This window comes from Polaribacter sp. Z022 (assembly GCF_023555495.1).
In the GTDB taxonomy this organism is placed as follows: domain Bacteria; phylum Bacteroidota; class Bacteroidia; order Flavobacteriales; family Flavobacteriaceae; genus Polaribacter.
On the sequence record NZ_JALCZO010000001.1, the window covers coordinates 583165 to 606261 of the forward strand.

The window sequence follows — 23097 nt, forward strand, 5'->3', positions numbered from 1 at the left end:
AAGTTGTTTGTATTTGAATTTTAAAAAATGCTGGAGATATTTCTTCAGCATTTTTGTGTTAAATAATTAAAAGTTAGAAAAAAACTACCCAAATAATGAAAACCACAAAAAAAAGATATAACATACTTGCCTTAATTTTTGGTACAGTAGTTATCAATTATTTAGACAGAACAAACATTTCTGTAGCTGCTGCTGCTATTAGTGAATCTTTAGAATTAACAACAGTACAAATGGGACTCATTTTTTCTGTATTTGGTATTGCTTATGCAGCATTACAAATACCAGGAGGAATTATTGTAGATAAAGTGAGACTTCGTTTTCTATATGCATTTATGTTGTTAATGTGGTCTGTAGCCACATTATTTCAAGGATTTGTAAACTCATTCAAATTATTATTAGGTTTAAGAGCAAGTATTGGTGCTTTTGAAGCGCCTTCTTATCCAGCCAATAACGCAATAGTTACAAAATGGTTTCCAGAAACAGAAAGAGCATCTGCTATTGCAATTTATACTTCAGGGCAGTTTATAGGTTTAGCATTTTTATTTCCAGTATTAACATTAATTCAAGATAGTGTTGGTTGGAGAGGTTTGTTAATCATTTCTGGAGTTATCGGAATAGTTTGGGCTGGAGTTTGGTATATTTTTTATAGAGATCCAGATCAACATAAAACAGTTAGTGAATCTGAATTAAAATTGATTCAAGATGGAGGTGGTTTTTCTAAGAAAACAGAAAAAAAAGCAAAAGAAAAATTTAATTGGAACGATTTCTTTGAAGCTTTTAAACATAAAAAATTATGGGGAATTTACATTGGTCAGTTTTGTATGGGATCAATGTCAATATTCTTTTTAACTTGGTTTCCAACGTATTTGGTAGAATACAGAGGGTTAGATTTTATCAAATCAGGGTTTTTAGCATCCATTCCTTTTTTAGCTGCTTTTTGTGGAGTTTTGTTGGCAGGTTTCTCTTCAGATTATTTTGTAAAAAAAGGGAAATCTCCAGAATTTGCAAGAAAAATCCCAGTTTTGGTAGGTTTATCCTTATCAACTTTAATTATTGGTGCAAACTTTACAGACAGTACTTTTTTCATCATCTTATTTTTAACAATCGCTTTTTTTGGCAATGGATTAGCGTCTATAACTTGGGTATTTGTATCTTTAATTGCACCTAAAAGAATTATAGGTTTGGTAGGTGGTGTGTTTAATTTAATTGGAGGTTTATCTGCAGTAATTGTACCATCAGCAATCGGGTTTTTAGTGCAAGATGGAGATTTTAGTCCAGCTTTATTTTTTATTGGTGGATTAACGTTAGTTGGGTTTTTATCCTTCTTATTTGTTGTAGGAAAAGTAAAAAGAATTGAATTAGACGAACCAGAAATAATTGAATAATGAAAATAACAGCAATCAAAACATATCCTGTAAATATTGCAGGCAGAAGTCAGTTAAATGTAAAAGTAGAAACTGAATCTGGAATTTATGGATGGGGAGCCTCAGGATTAACAGGTAGAGAATTAGCAGTTATTGGTGCTTTAGATCATTTTAGACCTTTGTTAATAGGTAAAGATGCTAGAAATATTGGTGCCATTTGGCAAGATTTGTATAGAGGTCAATATTTTGAAGGTGGTAGAGTGTTAACAGCAGCTATTTCTGCCATAGATATGGCTTTGTATGACATTAAAGGTAAAGCATTAGGCGTTCCAGTTTATGAATTGTTAGGAGGTAAACAACGCGACTATGTTGAGTGTTTTGCATCTTTAAGATTCAGTAGCAAAGAAGAATTAATCAACAGAGCAAAAATCCTAATAAAAGAAGGATGGAAAATGTTACGTTTGGCACCTGCAGAATATGAGGAAGGCAAATATGCATCTACTTTTGAACCAAGAGACTCTATTGCAATTATTGCAGAATGGTTAACAGATTTAAGAAAAGAAGTAGGTACAAAACCAGTAATTGGTATAGACTATCATCATAGATTAACAGTTGCAGAAACCATTTCTTTTTTACAAAGAATGCCTGTGGGAACAATAGATTTTATTGAAGAACCAATTCGTGATGAAACTCCAGAAACCTATGAAACATTGCGTAAAATGACAAACGTTCCGTTTGCAATTGGAGAAGAATTTGCAAGTAAATGGCAATTTTTGCCTTACATAGAAAGAGGAATTACACAATTTGCAAGAATTGATGTTTGTAATGTTGGCGGAATCACAGAAGCAATGAAAGTAGCTTCTATGGCAGAAGCACATTATATAGATTTAATGCCACACAATCCTATAGGGCCCATTTGTACAGCAGCAACTTTGCACGTAGCAGCAGCAAGCCCTAATTTTAGTTGGTTAGAAGAGATGAATACACACGTTGAAAATCCAGGATTAGATGATGCAAATTATTATCCTATTCAACCACAAATTGATGGAACTCGTTACAAATTATCTGATACTCCAGGTTTAGGAGTTGATTTTAATGAGGAATTAGCATTAAAAGAAGGTTTTAAAATGGTTGAAGCACCTCGTTTGAAAAAAGAGGATGGTTCATTTACAAATTGGTAGATGTCTATTAAGAATTCAAAATTTTTGTAGATGTTAAATTCCTTTCAAGTGGCATAGTGATATTTTATTGTAAAAATTGAAGTGAAGTTTACGAAAAATTTCAGACTGTTTGAGCGAAAGCGAGTTTCTGAAATTTAGTTAACGAACAAAAATTTTAAATAAAATATCATAAGCCTAGACTTTTTTGTTTCTTTTTTGGTCAATGCAAAAAAGAAAAGATAAAACATTAAAAACGAGTCATAATGATTAGAAATTTTTTTTTAGTAGTATTTATAACCAGTCTATTTTCTATCAATAAAACCACAGCCCAAAAACAACCAAACATCATTATTATGATGAGTGATGATCAAGGTTATGGAGATATTGGCGCTCATGGAAATCCGTATTTAAAGACCCCAAATATGGAAAAGATTGGTGATCAGGGAATAGAAATGACGCATTTTTTCAGTTATCCAAACTGTTCTGCTTCTAGAGCAGCATTATTAACAGGAAGATATCCTTATAGAACAGGAGTTACAGCAGTTACACAAGTAGATCATTTTATGCATACAGATGAAACTACAATTGCTGAAGTCTTATCAAAAAATGGGTACAAAACAGGAATTTTTGGTAAATGGCATTTAGGTGATAATGCACCTATGAGACCTACAGATCAAGGTTTTCAAGAAGCTCTAGTGCATAAAGGTGGTGGAATTGGGCAGGCTGCAGGACCTGCAGGAAACACTTATTTTGATCCAGTTTTAGAGCACAATAATGTATCAAAAAAATATAAAGGTTACTGTGATGATATCTTTACAGACGCAGCTTTAAACTTTATGAGTAAAAAAGATGGAAAACCATTTTTTACTTATTTAGCTACAAATTTGCCTCACTTTCCTTTACAAGTTCCAGATAAAAGAGCTGAACGTTTTCGTAAAATGGGTTTACACGAAGACAATGCTTTAACTTATGGAATGATTGACAATATAGACTATAATGTGGGTAGAGTTTTAAATAAATTAAAAGAATTAGGGATTGCAGATAATACGATTGTTATCTTTTTATCAGACAATGGACCAAGAACCAGAAGAACCAAAAACGATCATTATCCTGGTAGATGGGTTGCCAATTTAAGGGGAACAAAAACAAGTGTGTATGATGCAGGAATTCGTGTGCCTTTTTATGTAAAATGGCCAAAGAAGATCAAACCCCAAAATGCAACAGCAACCATGGGTACAATTATAGATTTGTTTCCAACTTTGTTGGATGCTGCTAAAGTTCCATCTCCAAAAAATATTAAAATTGATGGCACCTCTTTGTTATCACTTTGGACAAAGAATAAATCAGACAATTTAATAGAACGAGACTATTTTGTGCAAATGCATTATGGGCCAACACCTTTTAAATATATGCATTTTGGTTTAAGAACGCCAAAATATAAATTGGTAAGTCCTCATAATTTTCCTCACGGAATTGTACATCAACCTACAGATTTTGAACTGAAAAATGTAGTTAAAAACTTAGAATTATATGATGTAGTGAATGACCCAAGTGAACGCATCAATATTGCAAAAAAACATCCAGAAATTGTAAATGCAATGTTAGAACGTTATGAAAATTGGTTTGATGAGGTTACAGAAGAACGTGATGCAAGAGGAATACAGCGTATTTATTTAGGTACTAAAATGCAACCTCATGTGAACTTATCGCGATTTGATTGGGGAGGTCCAAGAGTAATTTCTCGTTTCGATTATGGAGGTCCAAGAGTAATTGAAGACAATCAATTAGGATATTGGCAAGTGGTAACAGAAAAAGGAACTTATGATGTTTCTTATGATTTACCAGAATTAGAAAATGGAGGAATTGCACATTTAAAATATGGAGATGTTCATTTGACAATAAATTTAGAGAAAAATCAAAAAAAGGTATTGTTTAAAAATGTAAAATTACCAGCAGGAAAAGGAAATTTTCATGCTTATATTAAAGCAGATAGATTGCCTGTTGGTCCTCATTTTGTAGATGTTTATAGAGTAGATTAAGAAATATCTATTTTTTTATAATATTCTGTAAGGTAAAATAGGTTTAAGAGTTGGTAAATTTAATCAACAGAATAATTCTAAATTACACTTACTTTGTTTGCCAACAAATTTATAGTCTATATTAACTAATAGATAATAAAAGAAAAGGTGTTAATAATTAACTAAAATAGTATAACTAAAATATTATGAGTTCATATAAAAAGAATGCGTTTAAATACTCAATTATTGTTGCTTTAGGTAGTTTTGTATTTGGTTTAGATGCTGTGTTAATTTCTGGAGGTTTTAAATTTATTACTCAAGAATTTAATTTAACAGCTTCACAAGTTGGTCTTATTGGTTCAGCACCAGGTATTGGAGTGTTAATTGCTTTACCGCTAACAGCATTTTCTGCAAATAAATTTGGTAGAAAACTAACTTTACAAATCATAGCTACTTTTTATGTTGTATCTGCAATTGGTTCTGCTTTAGCTCCTTCATTTTTATCGCTATTTTGGTTTCGATTTTTAGGAGGTTTAGCTTTTAGCTCAGTTACTTTAGCATCAATGTATATTGGTGAAATTGCTCCAGTAGAACAAAGAGGTAAATTAGTTTCTATGTTGCAAATAAATATGGGAGTTGGTTTTACAGCTGCTTATTTAATTAATTATTGGATATTACAACAAATGGGATCTGATGCTCAATGGGTTCAAGATATTAATCTTGCAGATACAGGATGGCGTTGGATGTTGGGTATTGAGATAATTCCTGCTTTAATATGGTTATTATTACTATTTATTATTCCTAAAAGTCCTGCTTGGTTAATTTATAAAGGTAGAATTGAGGAAGCTAAAAAATCGTTATCTACAGTATATCCAGAAAATGAAGTTGAAGGTCAAATTCAACAAATGGTAGAAAGTGTAGAGGATGCAGAAGGTACAAGATCTACTTTAGGTCAGTTAAAAGAGATTTTTAGTAGTAAAATGAGAATTGTTTTAATTTTAGCTTTAACATTAGCTGTAGTACAACAATTTACAGGTATGAATGCAGTAATGATATATGCACCAACTATGTTTGAACAACTAGGTTTAGGAACAGATGCTGCATTTTCTAGTACAATTTGGATTGGTGTAATTGGTTTAATATCAACTTTAATATCATTATCTCTAATAGATAAATTTGGACGTAGACCTTTAGTTATTGGAGGTTTAATTTTAATTATTATTAGTATATCAACAGTGTCTTATGGGTTTAAACAAGCTACTTATACAGTAACACAAGATGCTATTGTTAAAATGAATGACATACCTGAGATTGAAAAATTAAATGTAATTGTTGGTAAAGAATTTACAAGTGATATTGAGTTTAAAAATTCTTTAAGTGAAATTCTTGGAGTTGAATCTGCACGTGACAACTCTGGATTAATTTTTAAAGAAACTGCTCATATGAATTCAATATTAATTCTATTAAGTATTTTAACATTTATAGCAGCATTTAACTTTTCAATTGGGCCAATAATGTGGGTGTTACTTTCAGAGATATTTCCAATTTCTAATCGTGGAGTGGCTATACCTTTATTTGCTTTAATTTCAAGTTCAGTAAGTGCATTAGTTCAATATTTATTCCCTCTAGAAATGGAAAGTTTCGGAGCTGCAACTACATTTATAATTTACGCAGGTATTGTTCTTGTAGGTCTTATAATTTTGTATAAATATCTTTTAGAAACTAAAGGACTTTCTTTAGAAGAAATACAAACAAAATTGCAAAGAAAATAATAGAAAATCGATTAAAAATTTTATAAAAAACAAAATGAAAAAAATAATTATTTTACTTGTTTTAAGCTTTTCTTTAACAAGTTGCGCTCAAAAAAAACCTAATATTATTTTCTTGTTTTCTGATGATGCAGGATATGAAGATTTTGGTTTTCAGGGTAGTGATATAATGATTACACCTAATTTAGATAAACTAGCAAAAGACGGAATTAAATTTACACAAGGTTATGTAACAGACGCTACTTGTGGTCCTTCTAGAGCAGGTTTAATTACAGGAAAATATCAACAAAAATTTGGATATCAAGAAATTAATGTTCCTAATTATATGAGTAAAAACTCTAAATTTTTAGGAGATGATATGGGGTTGCCTACAGATCAAAAAACAATTGCAGATTATCTTAAAAAATTAGGATATAAAAGTGCTGTTTATGGAAAATGGCATTTAGGTAATGCAGATCGTTTTCATCCATTAAAAAGAGGTTTTGATGAGTTTTATGGTTTTAGAGGAGGAGCAAGAAGTTATTTCCCTTACAAAAACTTTAAAGGAATACACCATGATAATAAAATGGAAAGAAACTTTGGAAACTTTGAAGAGCCTAATGGATATGTAACTGATGTTTTAGCTGATGAAGCAATTTCTTTTATCGAAAAAAATAAAAAGAATCCTTTCTTTATTTACTTAGCATTTAACGCAGTTCACACTCCTATGCATGCAACTAAAGAAGATTTAGCAAAATTTCCTAATCTTACAGGAAAAAGACAACAAGTTGCTGCTATGACTTTAGCTTTAGATAGAGCTTGTGGTAAAGTTTTAGACAAACTAAAAGAGTTAGGTTTAGATGAAAATACAATAATTGTTTTTTCTAATGATAATGGAGGACCAACAGATAAAAATGCTTCAGTAAATTTACCATTAAGTGGTACAAAATCTAATCACTTAGAAGGAGGAATTAGAGTACCGTATTTAATAAAATGGCCTAAGAAATTTAAAGCAGGTCAAGAATACAATTACCCTGTAAGTACTTTTGATTTGTTGCCAACTTTTTATGCTGCTGGAGGAGGAGATGTAAAAGACTTAGATAAGGTAGATGGTGTAAACTTAATTCCTTTTGTTGATGGATCTAACAAAGCAAGACCACATAAATATTTATTTTGGAAAAAAGAAGCACGTGCAGTTTGTAGAGATAACGATTGGAAATTAATTCGTTTTGCAGATAGACCAGCAGAATTATACGATTTATCTAAAGATATTACAGAACAAAACAATTTAGCATCTAAAGAACCAGAACGTTTAAAAACGATGTTTAAAAAATTGTTTGAATGGGAACTAACTCAAGAACGCCCATTATGGATGTTACAACAACGTTTTGAAAAATATGACATTAATAGAATGGATCGTTATAGAACACCAGAGTTGGTTAAAAAAGAAATGAAAAAATACAATAAAAAGAAGTAATAAATTCTTCATTTTAATTTACCTAAAAATAAACGAACACAACAACAATTAAAAACCAACACATTGAAAATAATTTATAAAATATTAATTGTAATAATTTTCTTCTTAGGATATAGTTGTACAAATTCTACATCACAAAATAAAGAAGAAAGTAAAATTGAAATACCTGTTTCTAAATTTTATCCAGCATCAGACTTAGAAAATAAAGAAGGTTGGGTATTAAATGAAGAGGTTTCTGATGAATTTGAAGGAACAGAAATAGACAAAGAAAAATGGTTTGTAGAAGGTCAAGATGGAGATTATTATATCTGGAAAGGTAGAGCTCCTTCTCAATATGCACCACATAATGTTGTTGTAAAAGATGGTAAATTAATTTTAAAAACCCAATGGGAGCCAGATTTTGCGTTTGCAAAAGAAGCATATGCAGATGGTGCAAATAAAGACACTTATGGTGTTCATGAAGGGAAACCTTTACCTGTTACTACTGCAGCAATTGTTAGTAAAAAACGATTTTTAAATGGATATATGGAAATCAAATCTAAGTCTCCACATGCAGCAATGACAGCAGCTTTTTGGGCAATAGGTTTTGAGCAAGAATTAGACATGTATGAGCAAATGGGGGTTCCAAAAATTGCTAAAGAAGGTTCTATAGATAAATATACAAACAGAACAGCAGTGCACGATTGGAGTCCACCATCTACAAGACCAACTAAAGCATTTGGGTATGATGAAATATTACCATATGTTACTTCAGAAGAATTTCATGTTTATGGTGTAGAATGGGGAGAAGATTATTTAAAAATTTTTAGAGATGGTAAATTTGTACACGGATTTACGCAAGATGAGTTAGGTATAGATTGGGTATTAAACAACCCAATGGAAATTTGGGTAGACTCAGAAATATTTAAATGGATAGGAGTTCCTCATAAGGAAGAATTGCCAGCAACTTTTGAGGCAGAATATGTAAGAGTATGGCAAAAACCTTCTGATAATTTATTGGTAAAAGATAGAGCTTTTTATGGTTTTGAAGGACCAATTTTATTTGAAGAAAACCCTAGACCTTTAAAAATGGTACCAGAAGATGCAGTAGCTAACGATTATCAAAAGTTTTGGTTGTTTAGTGAAGGATCTGAAAAATATTTAAAAATTACTGAAGGTCATTATAATAGTGGTGTAGAAGCTTTACAGTTTTTTGGATATGGCAAAAATGAGCACTTAGAAGTAGATAAAGTACAAGCAAAAACACCAGAAGGTTCTTTAAATCTTCCTGCAGGAGAATATAATTTATCAATGAAACTTTGGTTAGACCAAGGAAGAACTACAGATTCTATACATGTTACTTTAATGAACCCTAAAACAGAATTAGTATTATCTGGATTAAAAAAATTACCTAGAAAAGAATGGGTAACTATTAAAACAAAAGTTTCAAGAAAAGAAGCATCAGCAGTTAATGATGGTATGATTATAGAAATAAGAAAAGAAGATTTACCAGAAACAAAAGCGGTAAAATTGTTTATAGACGATATCGTTATCAAGAAGAATTAAATAAATACAACAGTAAGAAAACTTACTTTTAAAAAAATAGAATATTTTATGAGTACTAATACAAACATTCATAATAAAGCAATTACAAACACTTCAGAAAGTCCGTTTGTAAAGTTAAAAAGCATCAATTTTGGTGACTGTAAATGGAATTCTGGTTTTTGGTCAGAAAAAGTAAAAAATGCAGAAGAAAAAATGCTTCCTTATATGGGAGATGTTTTATGTGGAGATATTGGTCATGGACTTAATAACTTTAAAATTGCTGCAGGTTTAAAAGAAGGTGAACACAAAGGATTTTACTGGCATGATGGTGATTTCTTTAAGTTTATGGAAGCCAAAATGTACATTTATGCCCAAACTAAAGATGAATCTTTACTAAAAGAATTAGATGAATATATAGATATAATTGGGCAAGCTCAAGAAGAAGATGGTTATATTCATACTCATGTACAAATTACAGAAGGTGCAGAACGCTTTTCGAACAGAAAGTACCATGAAATGTATAATTATGGGCATTTATTTATTGCAGCCTCAGTTCACTTTAAACTAACTGGTCAACGTAACTTTTTAGACATTGCAATAAAACAAGCAGACTTATTGTATGTTTATTTTATGCCAGATACAACACACTATCAGCGTTTTGGATTTAATCAAACTCAAATTATGGGATTGGTTGAATTGTATAGAACAGTTGGAGATAAAAAATACTTAAAACTTGCTGAAAAGTTTATAAATAGAAGAGGTACTTTTAAAATAGAACACCATTCTACTACAGAAGGTTATCCTATTGGAGATATGGTGCAAGAAAGAACACCTTTTAGAGAATCTAAAGAAGCAGTTGGTCATGCAGTATTAGCATTATATTATTATGCAGGGGCTGCAGATGTTTATGCAGAAACAGGAGAAAAAGCCTTAATAGATACTTTAGATATCTTATGGGAAAATGTTACAGACAAAAAAATGTATGTAACAGGTGCTGTTGGTCAAGCTCATTATGGTGCTTCTACAAGTTTAGATATGATTGAAGAAGGTTTTATTGATGCTTATATGATGCCAAATATGACAGCATACAATGAAACTTGTGCAAACCTTTGTAATGCTATGTTTAGTAGTAGAATGATGGGTATAAAAGAAGAATCTAGATATGCAGACATTATAGAGTTAGTTTTATACAATAGTGGTTTGTCAGGAATTAGTATAGAAGGAAAAGATTATTTCTATTCTAATCCATTAAGAATGGTAAACAATTCTAGAGATTATGATTCTCATGCAGATGTTACAGAAAGCCCTGTAAGACAACCGTATTTAGAATGTTTCTGTTGTCCTCCAAACTTAGTAAGAACAATTTGTAAAACTTCTGGATGGGCATATAATTTATCAGAAAATGGTGTTGCTGTTGTATTATTTGGAGGTAACAATTTAGACACTACTATGTTAGATGGTTCTCCTTTAAAATTATCTCAAGATTCAGATTATCCTTGGAAAGGTTTAGTAAAAATTACAGTAGATGAATGTAAAGATTCAGCTTTCGATATAAAACTTAGAATTCCAAAATGGGCTGTAGGAAGTACAATTAAAGTTAATGGAGAAGAAGTTGATGTTGCTGTTAATCCTGGAAACTTTGCAACAATAAACAGAAACTGGAAAGCAGGAGATGTTATTGTTTTAGATATGCCAATGGAGGTTACTCTTGTAGAAGGTCATAATAGAATAGAAGAAGTTAGAAACCAAATTGCAGTAAAAAGAGGGCCAATTGTTTATACAATTGAAACTCCAGATTTACCAGAAAACACATCAATATTAGATGTATATATTAAAGGTGATGCACCTTTTAAAGCTGTACATAAACCAGATTTCTTAGGAGGTGTTACTGTTATTGAAACAGAACTTTTATTAAGAGAAGGTAAAACTGATGATATGTACCAAACAGTTACAAAACCAGTATTTAGTACTTATAAAACACAATTAGTACCATATTTTGCATGGAGCAATAGAGGTCAAGCAGAAATGACGGTGTTTTTACCAGTTGTTTGGTAACTAAAAATGTATGTTATTTTAAAAAGTTCAATTATTAGAAATAGTAATTGGACTTTTTTATTTAAAAAAGGTAGCACAATAAAACTTAATAAAAACTCATAAAATTATAGGTTTATAATAACAAAACCAGTAAAAGTGTTAAATTATGAAAAATTAAAATTTAGTTATGGTTGTTAATTTATTTCTACTACTTGTTTTTCTGTTGGTTCTAATTTTATGTATCTCTAAATGGAAAATTCATCCATTTATAGCGTTAATTATAACAGCAATTGCTTTAGGTGTAACTCTAGGTTTAGGTGGAGAAAATACAATTTCAGTTGTTTTAGAAGGATTTAGTAAAACTTTAAAATGGATTGCAGTAATAATTATTATTGGAGCATTTATTGGTGAAGTATTAAGAGAAACTGGAGGTGCTTTTCGTATTTCAGATCGTATTGTAAAGTGGGTGGGTCAAAAGAAATTACCTTGGGCTATGGGTTTTACAGGTTATATAGTTTCTATACCTGTTTTTGTAGACGTTGCTTACATTTTATTACAACCAGTTGTAGAATCTTTGTCATATAAAAGTAAAAAACCAGTCCTATATTTAGGTCTTTCGTTAGCTGCAGGTTTAACAGTTGCACACACATTAATACCACCAACTCCAGGGCCTTTAGCAGTGGCATCATTACTAGGTGTAGAAATGGGTAGGCTTTTAATGATTAATCTTATAGTTGCTTCATTTGCAATGGTTGGCGGTATTTTGTGGGTTGTACTTTTCTTAAAAAAAGCGTGGTTAGAATATGATAAAAAACTTACTAAAACGTACCAAGAAAAATCTACTGAAACAAAAAATAATATTCAAAAAGGGAATTGGATTTTAGATGTTTTACCAATAATTGTACCTATTGTATTAATATCTATAGGTTCTTTTGAGTTTGAAAGTTTAACAGGTTATACTGCCGATATTATCAATTTTATTTCTATTCCTTTAGTTGCTGTATTTATAGGCGCTTTTATAGCAGTTTTTCAGATACCAAAAAAAAATAAAAAAAGAACAATTAATAAATTAGTAGAACAAGCAATTGTAAAATCTGCATTAGTTATTATGATTACTGGAGCAGGAGGCGCTTTAGGTTTTGTAATTAAAGAAACTGGAGTTCAAAATGAAATTGTTCAAATTTTTAGTGATTTTCCTTTTTTAGGTATGTTACTACCATTTTTAGTAGCAGCAATGTTAACAACAGCAACAGGTTCTATAACTGTTTCTTTAGTTGGTACTGCTTCTATGTTGGGGCCTATAATTAATACATTTCCAATGTCTCCAGAAATAGTTGCTGCATTAATTGGTTGTGGATCTTTTTGTGTTTTTCATGTAAATTCTAGCTTTTTTTGGTTGTTAAATAGATTGCATGAAGCACCACCTAAAGTATTGTATAAAACTTTTACAGTTCAATCTTTAATAATGGGATTATCGGGTTTGGTAGGTGTTTTAATTTTACTTGCATTAGGGTTTTAACTAATTTCCCAAAATACTATCTATCTAAGGTAAGATAAGGTAAATAACAGTTAATATTTACACACAAACAAATTTTAAATTTATTTTTCTTTGTATAGTTCTTTTATTGTATTTAATACAATTTGATAACATTTATTATTAAACCTCATAAAATTATTTTAATGAAAAATCATAAGATTAATTTCATATTTACTATTTGTTTTATTTTTTGCATAGCGCCTTCAATCAATTCACAAACAATTTTTAAAGAAGTTTTTAAAGAATTTCCAAGACAAGAAAAAAATCTAAGAAAATGGGATGCTCCTGTTGTGGCAGATTTAGATAAAGATGGTTATCCAGATTTATTAATAAATGATCACGGATTTGGAATTCAAGTTCAGTGGAATAACAAAGGAAAATTTGCAAAACCTTTTGATATTATTATGGGTGATTTACACGGACTTTCTGTGGGAGATTTTGATAATGATGGTCATTTAGAAGTAATAATGTCTAGAGGTGGAGGTTCTGGTAGTAATGCTAGAAATTCTAAAATCTATAAAGTTAAAGGGCGTAAATTTATTCCAATGGCAGATTTTAAAGACCCATTAGCATTAATGCGTGGTAGAACTGTAAAATTTGTAGACTTAGATAATGATGGAGATTTAGATTTATTAAATTTTGCATTTCCTGATGGAGCAAAAAAAGGAGCAAGTGAAAACTACATTTATGAAAATAATGGAGCAGGAGAGTTAATTTTACATGGAACAATTCCTGCAAGTAGAGTTAATGGTCAAAAAGTTTTAAACACAGATATTAATAATGACAATATTATTGATATGATTGTTTATGGTTATGGAAACGTAATTGTTTACAAAGGAAATGGAGATTTAACTTTTACAGATATTACCAAAAAAGTTTTTCCTTATGATATTGATGAAGTAACAGGAATTGCAGAAATAGATTATGATAATGATGGTGATATGGACTTGTTTTTTACAAGAGGTCAAGAATTTAAAAAAGGAGAAACATTCTATAATAAAGAAACTAAAGATTTAGGTTTTTTCTCAAAAAGAGGCGTTTTAGAATTGGATGATTTTGTTTCTGGAGAAATCTTAGAGTTAGAAAACTTCCAATCTCAATGGCCAAATAACGATACCTATTTTATTGGTGAAGCTTCTTATGACTATACTTTTGATGGTGAAACGCATTCTGGAAAAGACATCAGTTTAAATATGAGTGATGCTTTAGGCTTTCCAGATAATCCAGATTATAAAGCTAAAAAAGGATGGTATATTGGTTATGTTGGAAATCAAAAATGGAGAATTTCTGGTTTTCTTTGGGCTCCAGTTACAGGAGTTATTCATAACGTAAAAAATTATAAAGAGTCTGCACATCCAAAAGCTAAAAATGATATCCTATTAGAAAATAAAGGTTCTAAATTTATTGATGTTACTAAAAAAGCTAATGTGTTTTCAGAAGGTCATAATATGGCAGTAACAGTAGCAGATTACGATAATAATGGATACAAAGATTTATTAGTAGTTAGAAGAGGAAAGTTAGTGTATGAAAATGAATCTATTCTGTATTTAAATAATGGTAAATCTTCATTTAAAGCACAAGAAGGTCATAATATTATTACTAAAGATTTAGGCGGAATTGGTATGGCTGTAGAAAGTATCGATTACAATAAAGACGGAAAAGTAGATGTTGTTATTGGTGATGAAAGAGCAAAATGGCATTTGTTTAAAAATGGATTAACAAACAATAACAAGTCTTTAACTGTAGAAGTTAAAAACTCTAAAAAAGGAAATATAAATCCTTTGGGAGCTTTAGTAACTATTAAATATTGTGGTACTACACAAATTCAAAGAGTAGGAACTTCTGCATCACAATACTCCTTAAATCACAATACTTTTGTGCACTTTGGTTTAGGTAATTGCAGTAAAACAATTAAAGTAAAAGTTACGTATTCTAATGGAGAAGTAATTGAAAAATCAGTAAAAAGTACTGCAAAAACAATAACAATAGGTAAGTAGTATTAAAAAAACAATTAACTAAAAATCTTATAAAATGATTCAAAAAAAGAAGTTTAATCTTGTAAAAAGCCTACTTTTTGTTTTTACAATTGTGTTTTTTATGTCTTGTGGTGAAGAAAATCCGCTTACAGCTGAAGCATTAAATAAAATAGACAAACTAGAAAGTTTAATGGATAAAGCTCAGTCTAATTCTATTGATGTAACTAGAGAAGAAACCACACTTTGGTTTGCTAAAGAGTTTTTAAAATTTGCAGATTATGATGAAGCTCACAAAGAAGATGTAGAAAAATTATTTGGTTATTATGCTCCATTATCGGCAGATAAAAAGAAAACCGCAGAAGAATTACCAGATTTTGAAAGAGGAAAAGTCATTGAGATTTTAGATAAATCTATCAACGATTTAGAACAATTAATTGCTGGTAAAAGAACAAGAAGACCTGTTTCTAAAGTAGATTGGGAAAACATCGAAGTTGCAAAAGACATGTTTTTAAGTCATGGTAAACCTGTTTTCTTATACGATTATTTTTCTAAAACTGTAGGTAAACAACTTACAAACAAGAGCGTTTATAACGATCATTTGGGTAATATTTATCATGGAGGTCAAAGACTGTATGATACAAATATGGATAGAGCAATCAATCCATATATTTTAAATGAAGATGGTACTTTTAATGAAAAAATAGACCTTATTACTGAGATTCCAGATACTAATGTTGGTTTTTTAATTCTTTGGAATATGGGTATGCCAGATTGGGTACACAAACAAGATCCAGACATTGCAAAAGGACGTTCTTTGTTTACAGGTTTTGATATTGATAATCCTTTAGCCAGAAAAGTTTGGAGTGATGTTATTCAAAAAGCTGGAGCGCTTACAAAAGGTAAAAAAGTAACACAAATGGGGTATATTCTATCAAACGAACCTCACTGGTATTCAGAAAAAAATCATTGGACAGCTCGTTTTCATGAAATGACACAGCTTTCTTCTCATACCATTAACAAATTAAAAAAATGGTTAGAAGTTAAATATAATGGAAACATTAATAGCCTAAATAAAAACTGGAATACCTCTTTTAAAGATTTTGCTTCGGTAGAAATTGAAGTGCCAATTGATAGAGCAAAAAGAGGAACACCAATTTGGTATGACTGGTGTAGATATAACATGGACAGAAGTATAGATTGGTTTACATATTTACAAGGAGAATTGCATAAAACCAATCCAGATGCAGATACAAGTATCAAAATTATGCCAAATATGTTTACAGAAAATGCACGTTCTCATGGTATAGATACAGAAGCGTTAACGGATTTAACATCTATGATTGGTAATGATGCAAAAATGAGAGAGCGTGATATTAGAAGTAAAAAACCAGAAGAATGGGAAGAAAGATATTCTTATTTCTGGGAAGAAATGAGTGTTGCTTATGATTTTATGGAATCTGTTTCTCCAGAAAAGATTCATTTTAATTCAGAATCACACTTTTTATCTGCTTCTTGGTGGCGTAAATTAGATACCTCTGCAGATTATGTAAGAAGCACAACTTGGTTGGCAACTTTACATGGTATGGATGCACAATTAGCATGGTTTTGGGCTAGAGATCCAGATGGTTCTCCAGAAGATAGATTAGAAGGAGAATTAAATTTTTTCGATCCTGCATTAGCGGGTTCTATAGCTGGTTCTGTAAATCAACAGCCACAAGTTGCTAATGAATATACGCAGGTTATGATGGATTTAAATTCATATTCTGAAGAAATTTTTGCGTTAAGAAAACAAAGAAGACCTATAAGATTATTCCACTCAGAAGCTTCAGCAATTAATAAGAAATTCCATATGAAACAACAATTTCATATGTATGAATCTTTATATTTTGAAGGATTTCCTGTAGGTTATGCAACTGAAAACATCATCAAAAAACAAGACAATTCATCTTGGGATGCTATTGTAGTTTACAAAACACCTTATGTAACTGAAGGAGAGTTTAACGCTTTACAAAGTTATTTAAACCAAGGAGGAACTGTAATTGTAGATAATAAAAACAGTTTGTCTTTAAATGAATATGGTCAAAAAAGAAGAGCATCTTTATCTAAAGGAAAAGGTAACTTAATTATTATTGGAGGAAAAGCATCTGTTGAAGACATTCAAAAAATAGCTTTAGAAAATATTAAAGAACATTTACCTGCAATTGCTTTAAAAGAAGATAATGGAACACATCATAAAGGTTGTGTTTGGAGGGTAGCAAAAAACCCTAAAGGAGGTTACGTTGTAAACATTTTAAATGTTGGAAAAAACAATGCTAAATTAAACCTAACTCTTAAAAATGGTGAAAAAGCAACTGTTACTAATATGATGAATGGTCAGAATTTAGGAAATGATTTTGAGCTGAAATCTAATGGTGTAATTTTAGTGGAAGTAAAATAAGAATAAAAAAATGAAGAATTTAAAAGTATTGAAATATCTGTTAGTATTTATTGCTGTTTTTGTATTTGACTCATGCAAAAAAGTTAATCCTTTAGAAGAGGTTGCTTTAACTAAAATAAGCAAATTAGAGAGTTTAATGGAAACAGCAAAATCTAAATCCATTGACGTAACTAGAGAAGAAACCACACTTTGGTTTGCAAATGAGTTTATAAAATTTGCAAATTGGGATGAAGCGCATAAAGAAGATATTGAAAGGTTATTTAGTTATTATTGGATTTATAAAAAAGACAAAAAAAAGTTAGCTGAAGAACTTCCAGATTTTGAAAGAAACAAAGTCATCGAAATCTTAGATAAATCTATAAACGATTTAGAACAATTAATTGCAGGTAACATAAAAAGAAGACCTGTTAATAAAGTAGATTGGGAAAATATTGAGGTGGTAAAAAACCAGTTTCTTAGCAATGGAAAACCAGTATTTCTTTACGATTATTTTTCTAAAACTGTAGGACAACCGTTAACAAACAAGAGTATTTATAACGATCATTTAGGTGCAATTCATCATGGAGGAAGTACTTTGTATGAAGTAAATCAAGATAGAGCTATAAACCCTTACCTACTTAAAGAAGATGGTACTTTTGATCAAGAAAAATTAAAACTGGTTACAGATATTCCAGATACCAATGTTGGTTTTATGATTCTTTGGAATATGGGAATGCCAGATTGGGTACATAAAAAAGAACCTCAATTAGCAGACGGACGTTCATTATTTACAGGTTTTGATATTGATAACCCTCTAGCAAGAAAAGTTTGGAGTGATGTTATTCAAAAATCAGCTTCGTTACTTAAAGGGAAAAAAGTAACGCAAATGGGTTATATTTTATCAAATGAACCTCACTGGTTTTCTGTAACAAAACATTGGACAGATCGTTATAATGAAATGGCTAAATTATCTACTTATACAATAGATAAACTAAAAAAATGGCTAGATGTTAAGTATAATGGAAACATCAAAAATTTAAATAAAAATTGGAATACTTCATTCAAAGACTTTGCTTCTGTAGAAATTCAAATTCCTATGGATAGAGCATTGCGTGGAACACCAATTTGGTATGATTGGTGCAGATACAATATGGATAGAAGTATAGATTGGTTTACTTTTTTACAAGGAGAACTTCATAAAGCTGATCCAAGTGCAGCTACAAATATTAAATTAATACCAAATCACCTTACTGAAGATTCACGTTCTCATGGTATAGATGTTGAAGCTTTAACAGATTTAACATCAATGATTGGTAGTGATGCAAAAATGAGAGAACGTAGCACAAGGAGTAAAGGTCCTGAAGAATGGGAAGAACGTTATTCGTATTTCTGGGAAGAAATGAGTGTTGCTTATGACTTTATGGAATCAGTATCGCCTAATAAAATTAATTTTAACTCAGAATCTCACTTTTTGTCAGGTTCACATTGGAGAAAATTGGATACTTCAATAGATTTTGTAAGAAGTACTACTTGGTTGGCAACTTTACATGGTATGGATGCACAATTAGCATGGTTTTGGGCAAGAGATCCAGATGGTTCCCCAGAAGATAGGTTAGAAGGTGAGTTGAGCTTTTTTGACCAAGCCTTGGCAGGATCTTATGCGGGTTCTGCAAACATGCAACCTCATGTTGCTAATGAATATGCTCAAATTATGATGGATTTAAATTCTTTTTCAGAAGAAGTATATGCAGTTCGTGATCAAAGAAGACCAATTCGTTTATTTTATTCAGAAACTTCTGCTATTGTTAAAAAGCATCATATGAAACAAATGTTTCCTTTGTATGAATCATTGTATTTTGAAGGATTTCCTGTAGGATATGCAACTGAAAACATCATCAAAAAACAAGATAATAGCAATTGGGATGTAGTTGTGGTTTACAAAACACCTTATGTAACAGATGGAGAGTTTAATGCTTTACAAAGTTATTTAAACCAAGGAGGAACCATAATTGTAGATAATAAAAACAGTTTGTCTTTAAATGAATATGGTCAAAAAAGAAGAAAATTTTTATCTAAAGGAAAAGGGAATATAATTATAGTTGGTGGTGAAGCTTCAGTAGCAGATATTCAAAAAATTGCACTAGAAAATGTTAAAGAAAGTTTACCAGCTGTAACATTACAAGAAGATAATGGAACACACCATAAAGGATGTGTTTGGAGAGTTGCTAAAAATCCAAAAGGAGGATTTATTGTTAATGTATTAAACATTGGTAAAAACAGCGCAAAATTAAATTTTACGCTTAAAAATGGTAAAAAAGCAACAATTACCAATATGATGAATGGTCAAAATATTGGTAGTGATTTTGAATTAAAATCTAATGGAATATTGCTTTTAGAAGTAAAATGATAATTAAATAAAATACATGTAAAATGAACTTATAGAGTAAATTAACTCCATAAGTTCATTTTTTTTTTGCAGTTTAAAATTTAGTATAACTAGTTTAATACAGTCATTACATTATGAGAATTAAAACAACTCTAATCCTATGCTTTTTTACAATTTCATTTTTGCAAGCTCAACATTTAGATTTGCCAAAAAATATAACACCAAAAGATAGAATTGCTTTTGCATTATATACAGTTCATGAAAACACTGTAAAATTAACAGCACAATTTCATCCTATAAAAAACTTTGAACCTTTTGAAGCAACTTTAGAGATTCAAAAAAATGGAAAATGGGTAGAAAAAGCTAAAACAGCAATTCAATATCCAGGTTATACTGCTCATTTCAGGTTAGAAAATTGGGATGACACCAAAGAAGCTAAATATAGGGTAGTGCATAACAACAAAGCTTTTTATGATGGAATTATTCGTAAAAATCCAATTTATAAAGATAATTTTATTTTAGCGGCCTTAACATGTAATTCTATTTACCCAAAACACGGAGGAGATATCCCTAAAACAGATATTGTAGAAAATCTTAAAAAATTACAACCAGATTTATTATTCTTTTCTGGAGACCAGGTTTATGACCATAGTCAGCATTATTTGTATTGGTTAAAATTTGGTAGAGATTTTGGAGAGATTATTAGAAACACTCCTACCATTTGTATTGTTGATGATCATGATGTTGGTCAAGGAAACATTTGGGGAAATGGTGGTATAAAAAGTAAAGATAGAAGAGGTGTTAATGGTGGATATTATATGCCTGTAGAATATGTAAAAGAAGTAGAAAGAGCCCAAACAAGTCACTTGCCAGATCCTTATGATGCAACTCCAATAGCACAAGGAATTGGCGTGTATTATACTGATTTAAATTGGGGAGGAATCAGTTTTGCAATCTTAGAAGATAGGAAATTTAAATCAGGTCCAGGTAGAGTTTTTAAGCACAAAGGAAAAGCAATCGATGCAATTTTTGACCCAACTGTTGATACTAAAAAGTTTGACAATCCAGAAGCGAAACTACTTGGAGACAGACAACTAAAATTTTTAGAAGATTGGACTACAGATTGGGAAAATGCAGAAATGAAAACAGTTTTATCTCAAACCGTTTTTGCTATGGTAAATAATTATACAGGTAAACACGATAGAGAAATTATTGCAGATTTTGATACTAATGGATGGCCTCAAACAGGTAGAAATAAAGCTTTGTCTGTTATTAGAAAAAGTTTTTCACCTATGATAGGCGGGGATCAACATTTGGCAACTTTTGTAAAACACGGTGTAGATGATTGGGGAGATGCTGGTTATTCATTTGTAACTCCTGCAATTGCAAATTATTGGATGCGTTGGTGGGATCCAAAAAAACCTGGAGCAAATAGAGATAAAAAAGCACCTTATTATACGGGTGATTTCTTAGATGGTTTTCAAAATAAAATAACCGTTAAAGCTGTTGCAAACCCTTCATCAGAAGAAATAAAACAAGGAGGAAAATTATCTACTAGAGTTGCTGGTTTTGGAGTGATTACGTATAACAAACCAAACAGAACGATCACTTTTGATTGCTGGGGAAGAAATATTGATATAACAAACCCAAAGAGCAAACAATACAAAGGGTGGCCAATTACAATTTCTCAGTTTGATAATTTTAATCCTAAAAAAGCATTCTTTTTACCAAAACTTGAGGTTTCTAAAGAAAATCAAGTAGTAACTGTTAGAAAAAGTAGTTCAAAAGAAGTGATTTCATCTGTTAGAATTAAAGGGAAAAAATATCAACCTAAAGTATTAGAAGAAGGAATTTATGATATTGAAATTGGAGAAGGAAAGAACCAAAAGCAGTTCTTTAAAATTCTAGCTTCTCAAAAGAATCGAAAAAAGTTAAAAATCAAAATATAAAGTTATGAATATAAACATTTCAAAAGTATGTAAAACTTTAATTTGCATCACTTTTTTTAGCCTAACAAGTTGTAAAGCACAAACAAATAGTCCTAATATTCTTTTAGTTCTATGTGATGATTTAGGGTATGCAGATGTCGGTTTTAATGGTTCTGTAGATATTAACACACCAGAATTAGATAAATTAGCAACTAATGGTGCCAAATTTACATCTGCTTATGTTGCACATCCATTTTGTGGCCCAAGTAGAGCAGCTTTATTAACAGGTAGGTATTCTCAAGAAATAGGCGCACCATTTAATCTGCATAGTAATTCTAGTCAAAATGATGCTGATAATATGGGGGTTCCATTAAAAGAAACCTTTATGTCTAAAGCATTACAAGATGCAGGATATTATACAAGTGCTATTGGAAAATGGCATGTTGGTGCAGCTCCAAAATATCATCCAAATAAAAGAGGATTTGATAATTTTTATGGATTTTTAGGAGGAGGTCATAATTATTTTCCTGAAAAATATAGAAAGCAATATGAAGCACAAAAGAAAGCTGGAGTTAAAGAAATTAGAGATTATATTCTGCCTTTAGAACACAATAATAAAGAAGTTAGAGAAACAGAATATATAACTGATGCTTTGTCTAGAGAAGCAATTAACGATATTAAAAAAGCGGCTTCAAAAAAGGCTCCTTTTTTTATGTATTTAGCTTATAATGCACCTCATGTACCTTTAGAAGCTAAAGAAGAAGATTTAAAGCTATTTTCTCATATTAAAGATAAAGATAGAAGAACTTATGCAGCTATGGTTTATGCTGTTGATAGAGGAATGGGTAATATTGTTAAAGCTTTAAAAGAAACCAATCAATATGAAAATACTTTAATTGTTTTTTTAAGTGATAATGGTGGAAACACAGATAAGGGCGCTAATAATTTTCCGTTAAAAGGAAGAAAAGGAGATGCTTGGGAAGGTGGTTATAGATCGCCAATGTTTTTTCACTGGCCTAATAAAATAGCAAAAGGAATTACATTTAATTATCCGGTTTCTGCACTCGATCTTTACCCAACTTTTGTAGCCTTAGCAAATACTCAAGTTCCAAAAGGAAAGAAATTAAGTGGTAAAAACATACTAAATCATGTTGTAAATAATACAGAACCTTATAAAGATGAAATGATTTATTGTTTACGCTATAGACATGGTTTTGCAGATGTAGGCGCAAGAAAAGGTGATTGGAAAATTACAAGAATGGGTAATGAACCTTGGAGAATAACCAATATTAACAAAGATATTGGTGAAAAGAAAAATTTAAGCGGAAGATATCCTGAAAAACTTAAAGAGATGGTTTTAGAAACTGAAAAATGGACAGAAAATTTTATATATCCCTTATGGTTTTATTCTGCAAAAGATGAAGAATTATGGAGCGATGGAAGAATGCCTCAATTTTCAGAAACATTTGTAATTGATAAGCTAGTACAACCTGCCTCAAAAAAATAAATAAACCTTATTTAAAAAAAGG

13 protein-coding genes are annotated in these 23097 nt (G+C 30.6%); all 13 read left to right on the forward strand.

Going from position 1 to position 23097, the window contains the following annotated elements:
* The first annotated feature begins 95 nt into the window (after positions 1 to 95).
* The 13 genes from MPF13_RS02610 to MPF13_RS02670 all read left to right on the forward strand — a co-directional run bounded on the left by MPF13_RS02610 (position 96) and on the right by MPF13_RS02670 (position 23075).
* Positions 96 to 1385 carry an MFS transporter gene (locus MPF13_RS02610; RefSeq protein WP_249980755.1) on the forward strand — a complete coding sequence of 430 codons (1290 nt, stop codon included), beginning with the start codon at positions 96 to 98 and terminating at the stop codon, positions 1383 to 1385.
* The gene (locus MPF13_RS02615; RefSeq protein ID WP_249980756.1) at positions 1385 to 2545 is read left to right on the forward strand and encodes a mandelate racemase/muconate lactonizing enzyme family protein; all 1161 of its coding nucleotides are present in this window, start codon (positions 1385 to 1387) and stop codon (positions 2543 to 2545) included. Before MPF13_RS02610 ends, MPF13_RS02615 begins: the two co-directional genes overlap by 1 nt.
* Positions 2546 to 2787: 242 nt before the next feature.
* Positions 2788 to 4563, forward strand: coding sequence for an arylsulfatase (locus MPF13_RS02620; protein ID WP_249980757.1), 1776 nt, complete (start codon positions 2788 to 2790; stop codon positions 4561 to 4563).
* A 185-nt stretch (positions 4564 to 4748) separates the two neighbouring features.
* Complete coding sequence (locus MPF13_RS02625; protein ID WP_249980758.1) at positions 4749 to 6314, forward strand: MFS transporter; 1566 nt, start codon at positions 4749 to 4751, stop codon at positions 6312 to 6314.
* Positions 6315 to 6348: 34 nt separating this feature from the next.
* The gene (locus tag MPF13_RS02630) at positions 6349 to 7767 is read left to right on the forward strand and encodes a sulfatase-like hydrolase/transferase (RefSeq protein WP_249980759.1); all 1419 of its coding nucleotides are present in this window, start codon (positions 6349 to 6351) and stop codon (positions 7765 to 7767) included.
* A gap of 63 nt (positions 7768 to 7830) precedes the next feature.
* Positions 7831 to 9312 (forward strand): family 16 glycosylhydrolase, encoded by a 1482-nt coding sequence (locus MPF13_RS02635; protein WP_249980760.1) that lies wholly within the window; start codon positions 7831 to 7833, stop codon positions 9310 to 9312.
* 48 nt (positions 9313 to 9360) lie between these two features.
* Complete coding sequence (locus MPF13_RS02640; RefSeq protein ID WP_249980761.1) at positions 9361 to 11346, forward strand: glycoside hydrolase family 127 protein; 1986 nt, start codon at positions 9361 to 9363, stop codon at positions 11344 to 11346.
* Positions 11347 to 11512: 166 nt separating this feature from the next.
* The gene (locus tag MPF13_RS02645) at positions 11513 to 12844 is read left to right on the forward strand and encodes a GntP family permease (protein WP_249980762.1); all 1332 of its coding nucleotides are present in this window, start codon (positions 11513 to 11515) and stop codon (positions 12842 to 12844) included.
* 161 nt (positions 12845 to 13005) lie between these two features.
* Positions 13006 to 14859, forward strand: a complete 1854-nt coding sequence (locus MPF13_RS02650) for a CRTAC1 family protein (protein WP_249980763.1) — start codon at positions 13006 to 13008, stop codon at positions 14857 to 14859.
* A 34-nt stretch (positions 14860 to 14893) separates the two neighbouring features.
* Positions 14894 to 17275 (forward strand): alpha-amylase family protein, encoded by a 2382-nt coding sequence (locus tag MPF13_RS02655; protein ID WP_249980764.1) that lies wholly within the window; start codon positions 14894 to 14896, stop codon positions 17273 to 17275.
* A 10-nt stretch (positions 17276 to 17285) separates the two neighbouring features.
* Positions 17286 to 19661 (forward strand): alpha-amylase family protein, encoded by a 2376-nt coding sequence (locus MPF13_RS02660; RefSeq protein WP_249980765.1) that lies wholly within the window; start codon positions 17286 to 17288, stop codon positions 19659 to 19661.
* 113 nt (positions 19662 to 19774) lie between these two features.
* Complete coding sequence (locus MPF13_RS02665) at positions 19775 to 21589, forward strand: metallophosphoesterase family protein (RefSeq protein WP_249980766.1); 1815 nt, start codon at positions 19775 to 19777, stop codon at positions 21587 to 21589.
* A 4-nt stretch (positions 21590 to 21593) separates the two neighbouring features.
* Positions 21594 to 23075 (forward strand): sulfatase-like hydrolase/transferase, encoded by a 1482-nt coding sequence (locus MPF13_RS02670; RefSeq protein ID WP_249980767.1) that lies wholly within the window; start codon positions 21594 to 21596, stop codon positions 23073 to 23075.
* Positions 23076 to 23097 lie beyond the last annotated feature (22 nt).